Source organism: Paraburkholderia sp. BR14320, from assembly GCF_040948665.1.
In the GTDB taxonomy this organism is placed as follows: domain Bacteria; phylum Pseudomonadota; class Gammaproteobacteria; order Burkholderiales; family Burkholderiaceae; genus Paraburkholderia; species Paraburkholderia youngii.
The window spans coordinates 263341-279769 of the sequence record NZ_JBFPKG010000002.1 but is presented as its reverse complement, the minus strand read 5'-3'; the positions used below and the strand labels follow the sequence as shown (position 1 = coordinate 279769).

General features: G+C 65.3%; 18 protein-coding genes. 7 read left to right on the top strand and 11 right to left on the bottom strand.

Going from position 1 to position 16429, the window contains the following annotated elements; all coding sequences use genetic code 11:
• Window positions 1-43 precede the first annotated feature (43 nt).
• The 3 genes from AB3X89_RS03965 (at window position 44) to infA (ending at window position 1458) form a co-directional block, all read left to right on the top strand.
• Window positions 44-262 (top strand): hypothetical protein, encoded by a 219-nt coding sequence (locus AB3X89_RS03965; protein ID WP_368581922.1) that lies wholly within the window; start codon window positions 44-46, stop codon window positions 260-262.
• A 500-nt stretch (window positions 263-762) separates the two neighbouring features.
• Window positions 763-1044, top strand: coding sequence for a hypothetical protein (locus tag AB3X89_RS03960; RefSeq protein WP_368581921.1), 282 nt, complete (start codon window positions 763-765; stop codon window positions 1042-1044).
• 135 nt (window positions 1045-1179) lie between these two features.
• Window positions 1180-1458, top strand: a complete 279-nt coding sequence (gene infA, locus AB3X89_RS03955; protein WP_008924062.1) for a translation initiation factor IF-1 — start codon at window positions 1180-1182, stop codon at window positions 1456-1458.
• Window positions 1459-1664: 206 nt separating this feature from the next.
• On the opposite strand, the gene AB3X89_RS03950 is transcribed toward infA, so the two are convergent.
• A complete protein-coding gene (locus AB3X89_RS03950; RefSeq protein WP_368581920.1) occupies window positions 1665-2408 on the bottom strand; it encodes a GntR family transcriptional regulator in 744 nt (247 codons plus the stop codon).
• A gap of 204 nt (window positions 2409-2612) precedes the next feature.
• Here AB3X89_RS03950 and AB3X89_RS03945 point away from each other — a divergent pair, with 204 nt between their 5' ends.
• From AB3X89_RS03945 to AB3X89_RS03935, 3 genes are all read left to right on the top strand, one after another.
• Window positions 2613-3854 (top strand): cyanate transporter, encoded by a 1242-nt coding sequence (locus AB3X89_RS03945; protein WP_368581919.1) that lies wholly within the window; start codon window positions 2613-2615, stop codon window positions 3852-3854.
• Between the two features lie 269 nt (window positions 3855-4123).
• Window positions 4124-4699, top strand: coding sequence for an ANTAR domain-containing response regulator (locus tag AB3X89_RS03940; RefSeq protein WP_368581918.1), 576 nt, complete (start codon window positions 4124-4126; stop codon window positions 4697-4699).
• A gap of 7 nt (window positions 4700-4706) precedes the next feature.
• Window positions 4707-5858 (top strand): CmpA/NrtA family ABC transporter substrate-binding protein, encoded by a 1152-nt coding sequence (locus AB3X89_RS03935; protein ID WP_368581917.1) that lies wholly within the window; start codon window positions 4707-4709, stop codon window positions 5856-5858.
• A gap of 88 nt (window positions 5859-5946) precedes the next feature.
• Here the strand turns inward: AB3X89_RS03935 and rhaS are convergent, their stop codons facing one another.
• From rhaS to rhaM, 6 genes are all read right to left on the bottom strand, one after another.
• Complete coding sequence (rhaS, locus tag AB3X89_RS03930) at window positions 5947-6957, bottom strand: rhamnose ABC transporter substrate-binding protein (protein ID WP_368581916.1); 1011 nt, start codon at window positions 6955-6957, stop codon at window positions 5947-5949.
• A gap of 79 nt (window positions 6958-7036) precedes the next feature.
• Window positions 7037-8062 carry an ABC transporter permease gene (locus AB3X89_RS03925; protein WP_368581915.1) on the bottom strand — a complete coding sequence of 342 codons (1026 nt, stop codon included), beginning with the start codon at window positions 8060-8062 and terminating at the stop codon, window positions 7037-7039.
• Entirely contained in the window at window positions 8055-9110 is a 1056-nt protein-coding gene (locus AB3X89_RS03920; protein WP_368581914.1) for an ABC transporter permease, read from the bottom strand. The genes AB3X89_RS03925 and AB3X89_RS03920 overlap by 8 nt, the downstream gene beginning before the upstream one ends.
• Window positions 9107-10636: a sugar ABC transporter ATP-binding protein gene (locus tag AB3X89_RS03915; RefSeq protein WP_368581913.1), complete on the bottom strand. Its 1530-nt coding sequence runs from the start codon at window positions 10634-10636 to the stop codon at window positions 9107-9109. Before AB3X89_RS03915 ends, AB3X89_RS03920 begins: the two co-directional genes overlap by 4 nt.
• Window positions 10637-10684: 48 nt before the next feature.
• Window positions 10685-11578 carry an amidohydrolase gene (locus AB3X89_RS03910; RefSeq protein WP_368581912.1) on the bottom strand — a complete coding sequence of 298 codons (894 nt, stop codon included), beginning with the start codon at window positions 11576-11578 and terminating at the stop codon, window positions 10685-10687.
• An 8-nt stretch (window positions 11579-11586) separates the two neighbouring features.
• Window positions 11587-11904 (bottom strand): L-rhamnose mutarotase, encoded by a 318-nt coding sequence (gene rhaM, locus AB3X89_RS03905; RefSeq protein WP_176106219.1) that lies wholly within the window; start codon window positions 11902-11904, stop codon window positions 11587-11589.
• A 121-nt stretch (window positions 11905-12025) separates the two neighbouring features.
• On the opposite strand from rhaM, the gene AB3X89_RS03900 reads away from it, so the two are divergent.
• The gene (locus tag AB3X89_RS03900) at window positions 12026-13021 is read left to right on the top strand and encodes a LysR family transcriptional regulator (RefSeq protein WP_368581911.1); all 996 of its coding nucleotides are present in this window, start codon (window positions 12026-12028) and stop codon (window positions 13019-13021) included.
• A 19-nt stretch (window positions 13022-13040) separates the two neighbouring features.
• Here AB3X89_RS03900 and AB3X89_RS03895 read toward each other — a convergent pair whose 3' ends face one another.
• The 4 genes from AB3X89_RS03895 to AB3X89_RS03880 all read right to left on the bottom strand — a co-directional run bounded on the left by AB3X89_RS03895 (window position 13041) and on the right by AB3X89_RS03880 (window position 16288).
• A complete protein-coding gene (locus AB3X89_RS03895) occupies window positions 13041-13823 on the bottom strand; it encodes an SDR family NAD(P)-dependent oxidoreductase (protein ID WP_368581910.1) in 783 nt (260 codons plus the stop codon).
• Window positions 13824-13880: 57 nt separating this feature from the next.
• Window positions 13881-15059, bottom strand: coding sequence for an L-rhamnonate dehydratase (rhmD, locus tag AB3X89_RS03890; protein WP_368581909.1), 1179 nt, complete (start codon window positions 15057-15059; stop codon window positions 13881-13883).
• 80 nt (window positions 15060-15139) lie between these two features.
• Complete coding sequence (locus AB3X89_RS03885) at window positions 15140-15892, bottom strand: SDR family NAD(P)-dependent oxidoreductase (protein WP_368581908.1); 753 nt, start codon at window positions 15890-15892, stop codon at window positions 15140-15142.
• Window positions 15893-16054: 162 nt separating this feature from the next.
• Window positions 16055-16288: a hypothetical protein gene (locus tag AB3X89_RS03880; protein WP_018434370.1), complete on the bottom strand. Its 234-nt coding sequence runs from the start codon at window positions 16286-16288 to the stop codon at window positions 16055-16057.
• Window positions 16289-16429: the final 141 nt, after the last annotated feature.

Below are 16429 nucleotides of genomic sequence, written 5' to 3'. Positions count from 1 at the left end.
ATAAACACTGATCCACCGACATCCAACCGTCCGGAGCCAACCGATGGCCACACTCGAAGCGCTTCGCGCCGTGCTCGACGACACGCGTACGCCTGAGATCATTCGTAATCACATCATCGATTCGCTGCAGTACGCACTGCGCAACTATGGTCAGGTCTTCACGGCGAAGGAAGTCGAATGGCTGGCCAGCTGGAACGATGCGCGCTTGCCGCTGGCAGCCGCGCGCGAATTGCAGAAGCGCGTCGCCGAGACGTCGCGCTGACGCCCGCCAAGCCCCGTCAGGCGGGCGTTCCGGCCGTGTGCTGAAGTTTGCACTATCCAATCAGGCCTATTTCAGGCATCATATTGCAATAGTTGCACCTCGCACCCATATAGCACTGGCAGCACCAGGCAGTCTCAACCCGGCATCGCCGCACCACCCCCGACAGTTCGACCGCCCCTTATCGGCGATCCCGTCACTCCGGCAATGCGACGTCCGCATTCGCCGCCGCGAGAAGTACACCGAGCGGTTCAGCATCATGCGCCCGGCGCACGAATCGGCGCGCCGCTTCAGCGTTTTCGGTCGAATCCGCGTTTTCGCGCGACCGCTCGAGCCATTGTCATTGAGCCCGCCGGGTCTAGCAGGCCTGTGCCAACCATTTTCATCGCGGCGCGCCCATTGGTGCTGCGCCGCCGGTCCGCGTCACGACGCCTCGAGGAGACGTTGCCGCAAGCAGCGCCCCGCACGCGGCGCGCCGACCACGCAATACAGGACACGTTTTCATGAATTCAGCAGTCAGGACCTACAAGGGTTACGAAATTCACCCGCTCGTCTATCCGCGCCGCGCGGCGGGCGCGCAAGCGACCCGCAATCCTGGCGCCGGTTACGACGCGTCGGTGCGGATCTGCCGCGTCGGCGCCAATCCGGCGGCCGACGGCCGGGTGTTCCGTCTGCAGTATCTGTTTCCGTTCGACGGCATGGGCAAGGCGCGCATCGCGTGCATGGCGCATGCGGAACGGCTGATCGACGGCCAGGTGAGCGGTCAGTCGGTCACCGATCTTTGAGCGGCGTCATCGGCGCGTCACTCATGTCGCGCAGCGTGCTTGCGGGCGCCGCTGCTTTTCCAACGAATCCACACTCGCGCCGCTCGCAATGCCCGCGGCCGATTTCCCCTTTATCCCATCGACCAGGAGTGATGCATGGCGAAAGAAGAACTGATTGAACTTGACGGTATCGTCGACGAAGTGCTTCCCGATAGCCGCTACCGCGTGACGCTCGACAACGGCGTCGTGGTCGGCGCTTATGCGTCCGGACGCATGCGCAAGAACCATATCCGTATTCTCGCGGGCGATCGCGTGACGCTCGAAATGTCGGTCTACGACCTGACCAAGGGACGGATCAATTTCCGCCACAAGGACGAACGCCCGAGCGGCGGCGGCGCGCCACGGCCGGCGTCGCAGGGTGCGCGGCGTAGATAAGCCGTGGTGACGGCGCCGCCCAGCGTACCTGCGATGCCATGCAGGTGACGCGGGCAGCCCGCCCGAGCATCGAGAGTCAGCGCGAGGCCCTACAGACTCGCGTTATACCTTCCGACTCCGCGTTCTGCCTGAACGAACGCGCGGCGTCTTGACTGAAATCTGGCGGCGCGCCGCTTCGGCGACCACGCACGTCGCAGCGCGTCTCGCTACACTCCGAACACCGCCCCCAAATCCTCCCCATCCGCGCTTTTGCGCACCTGCTCGACCACCCGCTCCTCCAGCTCCGACAGATGCTCGCGCATCGCCGTCAACGCGGCTTGCAGGTCGCCGGCATCGAGAGCGTCGATGATCCGCGCGTGCTCATCGGCGGAACAGCTCGAACCTTTCGACGGGTCGAACAGCGCCTTGTACAGCTCCGTCTTCGCGACCAGTTGCCCGACCAGTCCAAGCAACTCAGTGCCGCCCGCCAGCTCCGTCAGCAGTACGTGAAACTGGCCGGCCAGGCGCACGGATTCATCGATGGCGCCCGCGCGCAGCGCCTTTTCCTCGCTACGCACATGCGCGCGCAAGCGCCGCTTATGTGCGCCGCTCAGCGCCCCGCACAGCGATGCGACGATGCCCGCCTCGACGATCTGCCGCGCCCGATACACCTGACGAATGTCCTCCTCCGACGGCGACGGCACGAACGCGCCGCGATTCGCTTCGAGCACGAGCTTGCCTTCGAAGCCTAGCCGCGCCAGCACTTTGCGCAGCGCGCCGCGCGTGCAGCCGAACGCGGCCGCGAGATCGCGCTCGACCAGTTGCGCACCGGGCCGCAAACGCCCCTGCAGCAAGGCCGAGGTAATCGACGCGTAAATGCGCTCTTCGACGCTCGGCGAGGCGTCGCCGCTCGCGGGGGGTGCGGGCGGAGCGGATTCTGCGGAGGAAGAACGCGAGGAACGCGTAGCCATGATTTCAGTGACCGTAGACGGTGGAAAACAAGAACGGAACAAAGCCGCAGCATTCTAGCGATGCCCCGCGCACGACGCCAATCTGCCGGGCTACGCCGCTGCTTATACCGGACATTCGGGAAAATGGTTAACCATTTTAAGTTACTATGGTTGACCAAAACGCAGAGTGCAACGTTTTCCCGCAGTCCGGCTCTCAGGCTCGCCATGAATTCGCCCACCAGCGCTACTCCTCACAGTACCTCCGCAAGCCGCGCCCGCTCCGCGCTCACATGGCACGACCTCGCGTGGCTCGGCGCGATCGTCGTGATCGGCATCAATTTGCGTCCGCTGCTGACCTCGATCAGCCCGTTGATGACCACGATTCGCGGCGCGACCGGCCTGAGCTTCTACGGCGCGTCATTGCTGACCAGCCTGCCGGTCGTCGCGATGGGCGTCGGCGCATTCGGCGCAGCGGCGTTGACGCGCAGCGTCGGCGAAACGCGCGGAGTCGCGCTCGGCCTCGCCGCGATCGCGCTTGCGTGCGCCGCGCGCTGGATTGCGTCGAGCGGCTTCACGCTGCTTTCTACGGCCCTGCTCGCAGGCGCTGGCGTGGCCGCGATTCAGGCGTTGCTGCCCGCCGTCATCAAGCAGCGTTTCCACGCCCGCGTGCCGCTCGCGATGGGCGTGTTCTCCGCGTCGATCATGGGCGGAGGCGGCCTCGGCGCGAGTCTGGGTCCGTGGGTCAGCCGCGCAATGCAGACGTGGCACGCGGGGCTCGCGGTGTGGGCGCTGCCGGCCTGTGGCGCGCTCGCGTGCTGGTGGCTGTTGACGCGGCGGCATGCGCTGGCCCCCGCCACGCTGCGCACCTCTGCCGTGCCCGCGTCGGCGTTCTCGCCGTGGACGACGCGGCGCGCGTGGACGCTCGGCCTGTACTTCGGCATCGTCAATGGCGGTTATACGAGTCTGGTCGCGTGGCTGCCGGCGTTCTATCAGCAGCGCGGCACGGGCGTCGCAGCGAGCGGCTCGCTGCTCGCTGCGATGACGGTCTTCCAGGCCACGTCGGCATTGCTGCTGCCGCTGGCCGCCGCGTCGTTCCGCGATCGCCGCCCGTGGCTGATGCTCGGGCTATCGGCACAACTGGCCGGCGTGCTCGGCCTGATCGCACTGCCCGACGCCGCGCCGCTGCTGTGGGTCGGTATCGCGGGCGCGGGGCTCGGCGGCGTGTTTTCGCTGACGCTCGTGACCGCGATGGATCATTCGAGCGATCATCGCGTGGCCGGCCAGCTGGTCGCGTTCACGCAGGGCGTCGGCTTCATCGTCGCGGCCGTCACGCCGCTCGTGGCCGGGATCGTGCGCGGCTGGAGCGGCGGGTTCGCCGCCGCGTGGATCATGCTCGCCGGCTGCATCGCCGCAATGATGGCGGTGACCTTGCTGTTTTCGCCACGCAGTTATTCGCGCTGGCTTTGAGGCTTCGAGCCTTCGACCGCTTTGTATGCGATGCGCCGCTTCGGTGCATCGGGCGTCCGCTGTCCAGCGTGCCCCGTGCCGGTGCAGCGCGATCGAGATAGCCGCACATCTCGTTCGCGGACGATTCGCGGCGATCGTCACAAAAATCCCGATTTGCCCGCGCCATTTGCGCGCGCGCACGCTGCTCACACACGTCGCCAATCCCCATCGCGCGATGACTGGCATATCCATTGCTTTACCGGTAGTCAGATGTCCCTTCCCCTGACTCCATGCTGCGCGTTCTTCTTGTCACCGACACCGACAAACCCATCGGCGATCTGCGCGACGCGCTCGCCTGTCTCGGCTGCGAAATGCTCGCCGGCACCGCGACGCCGCAGGCGCTGCATCGCGCGGTGCAAGACGAGCGGCCCGACGTGATCATCATCGATACGGAGTCGCCGTCGCGCGATACGCTCGAACAGCTCGCCGTGATGCACGCGACCGCGCCGCGCCCTGTGCTGATGTTCAGCCACGACGCGAACCAGCAGTTGATCCGCGAAGCGGTCAACGCGGGCGTCACCGCGTATCTGGTCGAAGGCCTCGCGACCGAGCGGCTCGCGCCGATCCTCGAAGTCGCGCTCGCGCGTTTCGCGCAGGAGTCGCAATTGCGCGAACGGCTCGCGCAGGCCGAAAACGAACTGGCCGAGCGCAAGCTGATCGACCGCGCGAAACGCCTGCTGATGGATCAGCAGAAACTCACCGAACCGGCCGCCTACGCGAGTCTGCGCAAACGCGCGATGAACCAGGGCGTCAAACTCGCCGAGGTCGCGCGCGAGGTCGTCGCGTCGGCCGCCTCGCTCAAATGATGCGCTCATGAATCCAGCCACTTCCGTCACCGCGGCGGCCTTTGCAGAGCCGCCTGAAAAGACCCACCTGCGGCTCGGCTTCGTCGCGTTGTCCGACGCGGCCCCGCTGATCGCCGCGAAGCTGCTCGAGTTCGGCCATGCGCATGGACTCACGCTCGAACTGTGCCGCCAGCCGTCGTGGGCCGCCGTGCGCGACAAACTGCTGTCGGGCGATCTCGATGCCGCGCACGCGCTTTACGGGCTCGTGTATGGCGTGCAGCTCGGCCTCGGCGGACCGCGCACCGACATGGCCGTGCTGATGGTGCTGAACCGCAACGGCCAGGCGATCACGCTGTCGAACCGGCTCGCCGATGCGCTCGCGAAGCACGGGACTTTGCGTGAGGCGCTCGCGACGCTCGGCCGCAAGCCGGTGTTCGCGCACACCTTCCCGACCGGCACGCACGCGATGTGGCTGTACTACTGGCTCGCGGCGCAAGGCGTCGATCCGTTGCGCGACATCGACAGCGTCGCGATTCCGCCGCCGCAGATGGTCGCGGCGCTCGCCGAAGACCGGCTCGACGGCCTGTGTGTCGGCGAGCCGTGGAATGCGATGGCCGAGGCGCATGGCGTCGGCACAACGATCGCTTATACGAGCGAGGTGTGGCCCGAGCATCCGGAGAAAGTGCTCGCCTGCCGCCGCGATTTCGTCGACGCGCATCCGCGCACGACACGCGCGCTCGTGCAGACCGTGCTCGAAGCGTGCCGCTGGCTCGACGGCGCCGGGCACCGCGACGAAATTGCGCGCTGGCTCGCGCGGTCCGATTACATCGGTATCGACGAATCGCTGATCGCAGCGCGGCTTGGCGACCGGGTCGACACGGCGTACCCGCGCCGCTTGCCGATGCGCTTCTTCGACGACGGCGCGGTCAACTATCCGCATCCAATCGAAGGTGCGTGGTTCCTTACGCAGTTCGAGCGCTGGGGGATCATCGACGCACGCAACGATCACGAAGCGATCGCCGCGCGCATCAACCAGACGCAGCTGTATCGCGAGGCCGCCGCGCGGGTGAACGTGCGGGTGCCTGGCGAGGATGTGACACGGGTATTGATCGATGGTGAGGTATGGGGAAGCGGATCATCGCCCGCCGCGTATGGACAGCGTTTCGCGATCCGCCGCTGAGCAGACCGCACGCGAACGCTCGTACTGATGCGCTAACTGCCCACGCGCCGCCGACGGCGGTCGAGTGGACAGTCGGCGCCGCCGAAGCTCAGAAGTTGTACTTGTCGATATTGCTCGCATCGAACGTGGTCGGCGGCCCGAGAATGATCTCGCCTTGCGCGCCGATCGTGCGCTTGCCTAGCTTGCCCGCGTCGAACGATTCGCCCTCCTTACCCGAAATCTTGCCCGACGCGAGCGACGCCGCCGCGTACGCGGCCAGATAGCCGAGCTCGCTCGGGTCCCACAACTGGAACGCGGTCACGGTGCCGTTCTTCACGAACGCGCGCATCTGGTTCGGCGTGCCGAGGCCCGTCACCGCCACCTTGCCCTTGCTCGACGACGACGAGATGTAGCGCGCCGCCGCCGCGATACCGACCGTCGTCGGCGCGACGATCGCCTTCAGGTTCGGATAGGCCTGCAGCAGGCCCTGGGTTTCGACGAAGGACTTCTGATCGTCGTCGTTGCCGTACGCGATCTTGACGAGCTTGATCTTCGAGTACTCCGGTTTCTTCAATTCCTCCTGCATCCACTTGATCCACGTGTTCTGGTTGGTCGCGTTCGGCGTCGCGGACAGGATCGCGAACTCGCCCTCGCCGCCCATCAGCTTCGCGACCAGTTGCACCTGGCCGCGGCCGATGCCCTCAGCGTTCGCCTGATTGACGAACAGCTGGCGGCCTTCGGGCGCGGTATCGGAGTCGAACGTGACGACCTTGATGCCCTGGCCCATCGCTTTCTTCAGGTACGGCACGACCGCGTTCGCATCGTTCGCGGCAATCACGATCGCGTCCTGGCGCTGCGTGATCAGCGTGTTGATATACGACACCTGCGACGATGCACCCGCATCCGACGGCCCCACCGCCTTGCCCACGCCGCCGAACTCCTTGATCGCGGAGAGGCCGCCGTCGTCGGCGATCACTTCATAAGGGTTGTTGATCTGCTTCGGCACGAACGCGATCTTCAGGCCGCTTTTCAGGTCCGCGGCGAATGCGCCGCCGCAGCTGATCGCGAGCAGCGCGGCGCATAGCGCAGCCATGCCGGTGTGACGTAGAGGTTTGAACATGAAGTGTCTCCTGCGTTGTTGTTGGACAGAGAGGGGGCCGGGTTATCGGTCCTTGGGAGCTTCGTAAGAACGGTGACGATCAGGATGAAGAAGACGCCGCTGCGGACTTCGCGATGAAACGCCGGTCGCGCGCCGCACGCCAGCGCGCGACGAGGTTCGGAATCAGCACCGACGCGAGCAGCAGCACGCCGGTCACGATGGTCAGCGTTTCGCTCGATACGTCGTCGAGCGTCAACGCGTTTTTCAGCACGCCGATGATCAGCAGCGACAACAGCACGCCGACCATCGAGCCGCGTCCGCCGAAAATGCTGACGCCGCCGAACAGCACAGCCGCGATCACCGATAGCTCGAAGCCCTCGCCGTTATCGCCGCGCGCACTGGTGAAACGCAGCGTATAGACGATGCCCGCGACCGCGCTGACGAGACCCGACATCACGAACAGGCGCAAGCGGATCTTCGCGACTTCGATGCCAGAGAACGCGGCGGCGGTCGGATTCGCGCCGATCGCGTAGAGGCTGCGGCCGAACGCGGTGGCTTGCAGCAGCACGGTGAACAGCACGGCCGCGACGATCACGATCACGAACGGCAACGGGATGAAGGTGGGCCCAAGCGTGTTCATGCCGAACGCCGTATACGCGGCCGGAAAATCCGCGACCGCCTGATCGCCGAGCAGCACATACGCGAGACCGCGAAACAGCGCGAGCGTACCGATCGTAACCGCGAGCGACGGCAGGTTCAGCTTGACGATCACGAGGCCGTTCAGCAGACCGGCCAACGCGCCGGCGATCAGAACCAGCACGATCACGACCGGCATCGGCAGACCCATGTGCCACAGCACGCCCATCAGCGCGCTCGATGCGCCCAGCACCGACGCGACCGACAGATCGATTTCGGCCGCGACGATGATCAGCGTCATCGGCAGCGCCATCAGCGCGATCTCGGTCAGATCGGCGAACACGTTGCTCAGGTTCGCGCCGGTCAGAAACACCGGCGACAACCAGCGCCCCAACCCCAGCGACACGATCAGCACGATCACCAGCAACACTTCCCATTGCAGCGGCGTTTCGCGTTTGCGCGTAAGCAGCGCGGAATCGGGTTTAGCCATGATCGCGTTTCCTCATCATGCGTTTGGCGACGGAGCGGGCCAGCAGCGTATCGGCGGCGATCGCGGCGACGATCAGCGCGCCCTGGATCGCCTGCTCCCAGAACGGCGACACGTGCAGCACGACCAGCGCGATGCTGATCACACCGAGCACGAGCGCACCGAGCGTCGCGCCGAGGATCGTGCCGACGCCGCCCGTAATCGCGACGCTGCCGACCACCGCCGCCGCGACGACCTGCAACTCGATGCCCTTCGCGGTGCTCGCATCGACGGTGCCGAAGCGCGCGAGCCACAACGCGCCCGCAAAGCCCGCGATCGCGCCGGACAACAGGAAGCCCGACATCACGCGACGCTCGACGTTGACGCCCGCGAGCCGCGCGGCCTCCGGATTCGAGCCGATCGCATAGTGCTCTCGACCGGCGCGAAACTGCTTCAGATATACCGACAGCCCGGCAAGCACGACGATCGCGATCAGCGCGAGCGTCGGGATACCGAGCAGCGTGCCGGTCGCGAGCCGCGAGTACGCGTCGGGCAGACTGGTCGCGTTGATCTGGCCGCCGTGCACCCATGCGTAATCGGCGCCGCGAAAGATGTACAGCGTCGACAGCGTCGCGACCAGCGAAGGCACGCGCCCCACCGCGACCAGCAGCGCGTTGATGCCGCCCGCGACGAGCCCGATCGCGAGTCCCGCGGCCAGCGCGACGAGCACCGGCATATGCGGGAACGCAACATACAAACTCCCCACCGCATACGCGCTGACACCCACCGTCGAGCCGACCGACAGATCGATATGCCGCATCAGGATCACGACGGTCATGCCCGCCGTCAGCAGACTGATGATCGACACATTCAGCAGCACGTCGCGCAGATTCTGCATGTTCAGGAACTGCGGCTTCGCAAGCCCGGTCCCCGCGATCAGCAGGATCAGCACGACGAACAACGTGGTTTCGCGGCTCTTCGCGATGCTCGCGACAAGACCGCCCGACGAAGCGGCCGAACGTTTCGGCAGCGATTGCTGGACCGGCGCGGGATGGGTCGAATGGCGCATCATGCTGCACGTCCCAATGGTGAGAGTCCCTGACCGAGCGCGGCGCCCATGATGCGCTCCTCGTTCGCGTCGGCGCGCGCGATCTCCGCGCTGATGCGGCCTTCGTGCATCACGAGGACCCGATCGGCCATGCCGAGCACCTCGGGCAGCTCGCTCGAAATCATCAGCACGGCCATGCCGTCGCGTACGAGTTCGGCGAGCGCGCTATACACCTCGGCCTTGGCGCCGACGTCGATGCCGCGTGTCGGTTCGTCGATGATCAGCACTTTCGGGCCGGTCGCGAGCCATTTGCCGAGCACGACCTTCTGCTGGTTGCCGCCCGACAGCGTGCCGACCGGCGCATTGGGGTCGCCGGCTTTCAGGCGCAGCCGTGTGCCCCACTTGTTCGCGAGCTGCGTTTCCCTGCGCGTCGAAATGAGGCCATGCCGCACGAGCCGGCCGAGCACCGTCATCGACGCATTGCGCGCGATGCTCAGTTCCAGCGCCAAGCCTTGCTGGCGACGATCCTCCGGCACCAGCGCGAGCCCGGCGCGCACCGCGGCCGCGGGCTTGCCGGTGTCGAGCCGCTTGCCGGACAGCCACACTTCGCCCGCATCGAGCGGATCGATACCAAAGATCGCGCGCGCGACCTCACTGCGCCCCGCGCCGACCAGACCCGCGAGCGCGACGATCTCGCCCGCGCGCACATCGAACGAGACGTCCTTGAACACGCCGATGCGCGTCAAGCCGCGCACCGACAGACGCACTTCACCAGGCGTGCAATCGGCCTTCGGATAGAACGTTTCCAGATCGCGGCCGACCATCTTTGCGACGATCGCGTCGGTGCTCAGATCGGCGGTCAGTGCGTCGAACACTTTCGCGCCGTCGCGCATGATCGTCACGCGCTGCGTCAGTGTGAACACTTCGTCGAGCCGGTGTGTGATGAACAGAATCGCGACGTCGCGTTCGCGCAGCTTGCGCACGATCGCGAACAGCCGCTCGACTTCGGGCAGCGACAACGCGGCCGTCGGTTCATCCATGATCAGCACGCTCGCGTTCAGCGACAACGCCTTGGCGATTTCGATCACCTGCTGATCCGCGATCGACAGACCGCGCACCAGTTGATCCGCGCGCAGTTCGACGCCGAGCGAGGCAAGCAGTCCGTCCACTTCGCGATGCATCGCGTCGTACTGGATGCGGCCGAAGCGGTCGACCGGCTGGCGGCCCATGAAGATGTTCTCCGCGATCGACAGATCGAAGAACAGCGTCGGCTCCTGATAGATGACCGCGAGTCCGGCGTCGCGCGCTTCGGCGGGTGTCGCGAAGCGGCGCGGCTCGCCGTTCACCAGCAGTTCGCCGGCATCGGGCTGATGCACGCCGGCGAGAATTTTCACGACTGTCGATTTGCCCGCGCCGTTCTCACCGAGCAGCGCATGCACCTCGCCGGGCCACAGCACGAGGTCGCCGTCGGACAGCGCGCGCACCCGGCCGAAGGATTTGCTCGCGTGCCGCAATTCGAGTCGCGGCACCGCGGATGGGGATGGCTGCACTGCGTGTCTCCTTTTTTGCGGCTGTGTTCTGCTCGACGCGGCGGCACGTCAAATCCGGTAATACCGTTCCGCGTTACGCCGAAACAGCGCGTCTTTCTCAGCCTCGCTCGCATCGGCGACGATCGCCGCATACGCGCGCCACAAATCCGTATACGAACCGAACAGCCGGTCGACCGGAAAGTTCGACGCGAACATCGCGCGTTCGACGCCGAACGTATCGATCGTTTCGAGCACATACGGGCGCAGGCTTTCGACGGTCCAGTGATGATCGAACATCGCGAGCCCGCTGATCTTCACCGCGATGTTCGGACAGGCCGCGAGCACGCGCATGCCGTCGCGCCACGCGCGATAACCGGCCACGCTATTGCGATCGACGAACATGCCCGCATGATTGACGATCAATAGCGTGTCCGCATGCGCACGCGCTAGCGCGGCCGCCTCTTCCATCTGCGACGGATAAATTTGCAGGTCGAACGACAGGTCGAACCGGCGCAGCAATGCGAAATGCTCGCGCCACTGCGGCTCGCGCATATAGTGACGGCCGACGTAATCGAACAGCTTGTTGTCGTGCACGTTGAGGATCTGCCGGATGCCGCGCGTATTGGCGAACGACGCATGCGCTTCGAGCAACGCCGGTGCGTTCTGCGCGGACAGGTCCACGGCGGCGACGATCGCATTCGGCATGCCGCGCGACGCGCCGCGATCCGCGATCGATTGCAACCAGCGCGTTTCTTCGACGGGATCGGCCGGATCGTGATTCGCTTCGACGTGCACGAGCTTCAGCACGTCGATGTCGCCCGCTTCGCCGAGCAGATCGTCGAGCAGATAGTCATGCTTCAGCTCCCGCGCATCGCCGACGAACGACACGCCCGGGTTCTCCAGCCACGGATAGCGATGCGTTTTCAGATCCCACAGATGGATATGCGAATCGACAACCTGCATGCGGCACCTCAATGACTGAGATGAAAGACCGGTTCGAGCGTCTGCGACAGCGGCGTGTGATCGGGCGCGGTCTGCATGATGTCGGCCATGTAATCCCACCATTTGCGCATCACGTCGAGTTGCGGCAACTGATCCATCGTGTGATCGCTCGTGCGCGACAGCACCGCGAAAAGATGATGCGTGTCGGGGTCGAAGAAAATCCGGTAGTCGCGCACGCCGGCGTTGTGCAATGCGTCAACGAGCTCGGGCCAGATCTCCGTATGACGCCGTTCGTACTCTTCGCGCATGCCGGGGTTCAGCACCATCCGGAAAGCGATCGTCTCCATTGCGGCCTGTCTCCTGTCGACTTCTTCGAACGACTATAATTCCTGCATCGATAGCCTCTCAATCCGTTGTTGGGATTGGGCGATCCACAAACCGAATCGCACGGGCACCTCTACTGGCACCATGAGCCAACATTCAGCCGCCGTCGCACTCGTCAACCGTCTCAAGTTCAAGCATCTCGCCCTGCTCGTCGCGCTCGACGACACCCGCAACCTGCACCAGGCCGCCGAGGCCGTCAACGTCGCGCAACCGAGCGCGAGCCGCATGCTCGGCGATATCGAGGAAGCGTTCGGCTTTCTGCTGTTCGAACGCAACGCCCGCGGCATGACGCCGACGCCGCTCGGCGTCGTCACGCTCGCTTACGCGCGCCGCGCGCTTGCCGAACTCACACGCTTCGCCAAAGACCTCGACGTCAAACGCCGCGGCGGTCACGGGCAGTTGACCGTCGGCGCGATCATGGGCGCCGCGCCCGATCTGCTGGCGATGTCGGTCGCCGTGCTGAAGACCGAAAGCCCGCTGCTCAACGTGCGCATCCTCGGCGAAACGAGCGACCAGGTCGTGCAATTGCTGCATCGCCGCGAGGTCGATCTCGCGCTGGGGCGCCTGACCAATCCTTTGCAGCACAACGACTTCAGTTTCGAGCCGCTCGCGCGCGAAACGCTGCTGCTCGTCGTGCGTGCCGTGCATCCGCTCGCGCGGCACCCGCGCGTCACATTGCGCGAACTGGTCGCGTGGCCGTGGGTGGCGCAGCCGATCACGAGTCCGGCGCGCGTGCTGTTCGAGGAAGAACTCGCGCGCGCGGGGCTCGCCACGCCAGTCAATCTGACCGAATGCGCGTCGATCTTCGCGACGCTGCAATTGCTCGAAAACTACGATGCGGTCGCGATGCTGCCGGAGTCGGTCGTGCGCGATCATGTGCGCGGCGGGCTGCTCGTCGCGCTGCCGCTGGAAATCGGCAAGAGTCTCGCGGGTTTCGGCATTCTGACGCGCAAGGAAGAGCCGCTCGCCGAGCCGGCGCTGCGCTTGATCGAGTTGCTGCGCGGCTTCTCGCGCAACCTTGCGCGCGACAATCCTGCCATCGCACCTGGCGCGCTGACTACGCCCGCCACGGTCAATTGACGCCCGCATTTCGCGTCGCTTATTGCAGGTTCACGAACAGGCCGCCGTCGACGAGCAGCGCGGCGCCCGTCACATAGCGCGCGCGGTCCGACGCGAGAAACACGACGCAATCGGCGACGTCGTCGGGATGCCCGAGGCGGCCGAGCGGAATGCGCTTCTCGAAGTAGGCCTTCTTCGCTTCATCGGCGAGATCTTCCGCGTTCAGATCGGTTGCGATCGTGCCCGGCATCACCGAGTTGCAGCGGATGCCGTACGGCCCCAACGCAATCGCGCACGACTGCATCAGCGAATGCACGCCGGCCTTGGTCGGCGTGTAATGCGTCTGCATGCCGCCGCCCACCAGCGCGCTGATTGAACTCGTCGCGACGATCGCGCCGCCGGTGCCCTGCTTTTTCATTTGCTGCGCGGCCGCTTGCGTGACGAAGAACGCGCCGTTCAGATTGACCGCAACCGTCGATTCGAGCACGTCGGCCGGCATGTCGAGAAACGCGTGGAACGGACAGATGCCGGCATTGCTCGCGAGCACGTCGACCTTGCCGAACGCGTCGACCGTACGGCGCACCAGCTCCCGACCGGTATCGCGCGCGGCGACGTTGCCTTCCACCGCGATCACGCGCCGCCCCAACGCCTCGATTTCGCCGACCACTTCCTCGACCGCCGAGCGGCGGCCATACGATGCGTCGTTGTCACCCCAGTAGTTGATCGCCACGTCCGCGCCTTCGCGGGCGCAGGCCACCGCGATCGCGCGTCCGATGCCGCGCGAGCCGCCGGTGACGATCACGATTTTGTCCTTGAGCAGCACCTTAGTCTCCTTTGCCAGGGTTCGCCGTTCGGCACGCGTTCAAAGCGTTCAAATCGTTCAATGCTGGTAAGGCCGCACCAGCGCGCATTCCGGATTGAGCCGCACGCCGAAGCCCGGCGTGTCCGGCACCTTCATGCGCCCGTTCACCGGCACCGGCTCATCGAGCAGCAGCGGGTTGAACATCGGCACGACTTCGTCGGCTTTCGGCGCCATCATCAGAAACTCGGAGAACGGCGAGTTATGGCGCGTGACGACGAAGTGATAGCTGTACACCGACGAACCGTGCGGCACCACCATCACATTGTGCGCATCGGCGAGCGCGGAAATCTTGATCAGCTCGGTGATGCCGCCGCACCAGCCGACGTCGGGCTGGATCAGATCGCAGCACTGCATCTCCAGCAGCATCCGGAAGCCCCAGCGCGTCGCCTCGTGCTCGCCTGTCGACACCATCATGCCGCGTGGCACGTTGCGGCGCAGTTCGGCGTAACCCCAGTAATCGTCGGGAGGAAGACATTCTTCGAGCCATTTGAGGCCGTATCCGTGCGCGCCTTGCGCGAGCCGCGTCGCATAGCGCACGTCGAGACTCATCCAGCAGTCGTACATCAGCCAGAAGTCGTCGCCGACACGCGAACGCATGTGGGCGAGCTTCTCGAGGTTCTGCCTGAGTCCGTCTTCGCCTTCCGCGGGACCGTGCTGCAAAGGCAGCTTGCCGCCGATGAAGCCCATCTCCTTCGCGAGATCGGGCCGCGCGCCAGTCGCATAGAACACCAGCTCGTCGCGCACCGGGCCGCCCAATAGTTGATATACGGGCTCCTTGCGAACCTTCGCGAGCAGATCCCACAGCGCGAGATCGACGCCGGAAATCGTATTGAGGACGACGCCCTTGCGCCCGTAGTACAGCGTCGCGAAGTACATCTGATCCCACATCTTCTCGATGTCGGTCACGAGCTGCCCTTCGAGAAAACGCGCGAGATGCTTTTCGACGATGAACGCGCCGATCTCGCCGCCGGTCGTCACCGCGAAGCCCACGGTACCGTCGCTCGCCTCGATCTCGACGACCAGCGTGCCGAGCACATTGATGCCGAATGACTGGCGGCTCTGGCGGTACTCGGGATAACGCGCCATCGGCGTCGCGATGTGATCGTCGATCCAGTGCCCGCCGGCCTGGTCGTGATAGTCCGCGCCGCCGCCGCGAACGATGAAGGCACGCACGTGCCGGATGGTAGGCATGGCCATGAAAGGGCTCCGTGAGAGAGAGGCGTCGAAGCGGCTCGACAACGCGCGTTCGACGCGTGCGCAATGCTCGAGCAGCGCGATTAATAAGTGGCGCGGCCGCCGGAAAGATCGAACACCGAGCCGGTGCTGAACGCGCAGTCTTCGGAAGACAGCCACAGGATCAGCGACGCCGCTTCTTCCGGCAGCAGGAAACGGTTCATCGGGATCTTCGACAGCATGTAGTCGATGTGCTGCTGCGACATGGAATCGAAGATCTCGGTCTTGGCCGCGGCCGGCGTGACCGCATTGACGAGGATGTTTCTGGTTGCGAGTTCCTTGCCGAGCGACTTGGTGAGCCCGATCAAGCCCGCCTTCGACGCGCTGTAGTGCGAAGCATTCGGATTGCCCTCCTTGCCCGCCACCGACGCGATATTGACGATGCGGCCATAGCCCTGCTTCAGCATCTGCGGCACGACCGCGCGGCAGGTCAGGTACGGGCCGATCAGATTGACGTCGATCACGCGGCGCCACATGTCCGGCTCGAGCTCCCACGTCGTGCCGTTGCCGCCGGTGATGCCCGCGCAGTTGATCAGCACGTCGATCGAGCGGTGCTCGGCGAGCGTTTGCGCGGTGGCCTGCTCGACCGCGGCTTCGTCGGTCAGCTCGACCGTGACGGCGCTGACCTTGCCGAGCTCGCTCAGCTCGCGCTGGCTGCGCGCGAGGCGTTCGCTATCGACATCCCACAACGCCACCGACGCGCCCGACTTCAACGCCCGCTGCGCGACCGCGTAGCCGATACCGCGCGCGCCGCCGGTGATGACGACCGCGCGCCCCCCCAGATCGATCCGATTCATTGCTGTGCTCCTGTAGGCCGCCGTGTGGCGTGCCGTCGAGTTGTTGTATATCGCTGCAGTCAATATACGGGCGGTGCGATGCACCAACAATTCGACTATCGGAGGGGGCGATAGCAAAAGTGAATCGGCGGCGGGATCGAGCGCTAATGGGAAGCGAAGATGCTAGTCATCGGCAGCGACGAAAAGCATCGACACATACAGAATGGTCGACACGACGATGATGCCGACGCCGACCAGCACCTTGGTCCGGTCGAAGTTGATGCCGCCGATGATCGCTATGCCGATGCCGAACACCGACGACAACGTGCCGACCGCCGCGAGGCCCACGTGGATCTTGCTGCGGACCAGCCTTTTGCGCTCCGATTCGGCAGTGGTTTCCGTTTCGCTCTGTTCCATTCCCCGCTCCTTCGCGCGCGACGCGATGATCTTGTGAAACCTGAGCTGCGATGGCCGGCGCGCGACGGCGAACCCCCGGTTGCGGTTCGACGCCGCACGCCTCGATACGCTTCAGCGTAGTTTATTTAAGCCTTCCCGAGC

Excerpts from the sequence above, each read along its gene's own strand:
- AB3X89_RS03965 (WP_368581922.1), top strand. The coding sequence starts at position 44 with ATGGCCACACTCGAAGCGCTTCGCGCCGTGCTCGACGACACGCGTACG.
- AB3X89_RS03960 (WP_368581921.1), top strand. The coding sequence starts at position 763 with ATGAATTCAGCAGTCAGGACCTACAAGGGTTACGAAATTCACCCGCTC.
- infA (WP_008924062.1), top strand. The coding sequence starts at position 1,180 with ATGGCGAAAGAAGAACTGATTGAACTTGACGGTATCGTCGACGAAGTG.
- AB3X89_RS03950 (WP_368581920.1), bottom strand. The coding sequence starts at position 2,408 with ATGGCTACGCGTTCCTCGCGTTCTTCCTCCGCAGAATCCGCTCCGCCC.
- AB3X89_RS03945 (WP_368581919.1), top strand. The coding sequence starts at position 2,613 with ATGAATTCGCCCACCAGCGCTACTCCTCACAGTACCTCCGCAAGCCGC.
- AB3X89_RS03940 (WP_368581918.1), top strand. The coding sequence starts at position 4,124 with ATGCTGCGCGTTCTTCTTGTCACCGACACCGACAAACCCATCGGCGAT.
- AB3X89_RS03935 (WP_368581917.1), top strand. The coding sequence starts at position 4,707 with ATGAATCCAGCCACTTCCGTCACCGCGGCGGCCTTTGCAGAGCCGCCT.
- rhaS (WP_368581916.1), bottom strand. The coding sequence starts at position 6,957 with ATGTTCAAACCTCTACGTCACACCGGCATGGCTGCGCTATGCGCCGCG.
- AB3X89_RS03925 (WP_368581915.1), bottom strand. The coding sequence starts at position 8,062 with ATGGCTAAACCCGATTCCGCGCTGCTTACGCGCAAACGCGAAACGCCG.
- AB3X89_RS03920 (WP_368581914.1), bottom strand. The coding sequence starts at position 9,110 with ATGATGCGCCATTCGACCCATCCCGCGCCGGTCCAGCAATCGCTGCCG.
- AB3X89_RS03910 (WP_368581912.1), bottom strand. The coding sequence starts at position 11,578 with ATGCAGGTTGTCGATTCGCATATCCATCTGTGGGATCTGAAAACGCAT.
- rhaM (WP_176106219.1), bottom strand. The coding sequence starts at position 11,904 with ATGGAGACGATCGCTTTCCGGATGGTGCTGAACCCCGGCATGCGCGAA.
- AB3X89_RS03900 (WP_368581911.1), top strand. The coding sequence starts at position 12,026 with ATGAGCCAACATTCAGCCGCCGTCGCACTCGTCAACCGTCTCAAGTTC.
- rhmD (WP_368581909.1), bottom strand. The coding sequence starts at position 15,059 with ATGGCCATGCCTACCATCCGGCACGTGCGTGCCTTCATCGTTCGCGGC.
- AB3X89_RS03885 (WP_368581908.1), bottom strand. The coding sequence starts at position 15,892 with ATGAATCGGATCGATCTGGGGGGGCGCGCGGTCGTCATCACCGGCGGC.
- AB3X89_RS03880 (WP_018434370.1), bottom strand. The coding sequence starts at position 16,288 with ATGGAACAGAGCGAAACGGAAACCACTGCCGAATCGGAGCGCAAAAGG.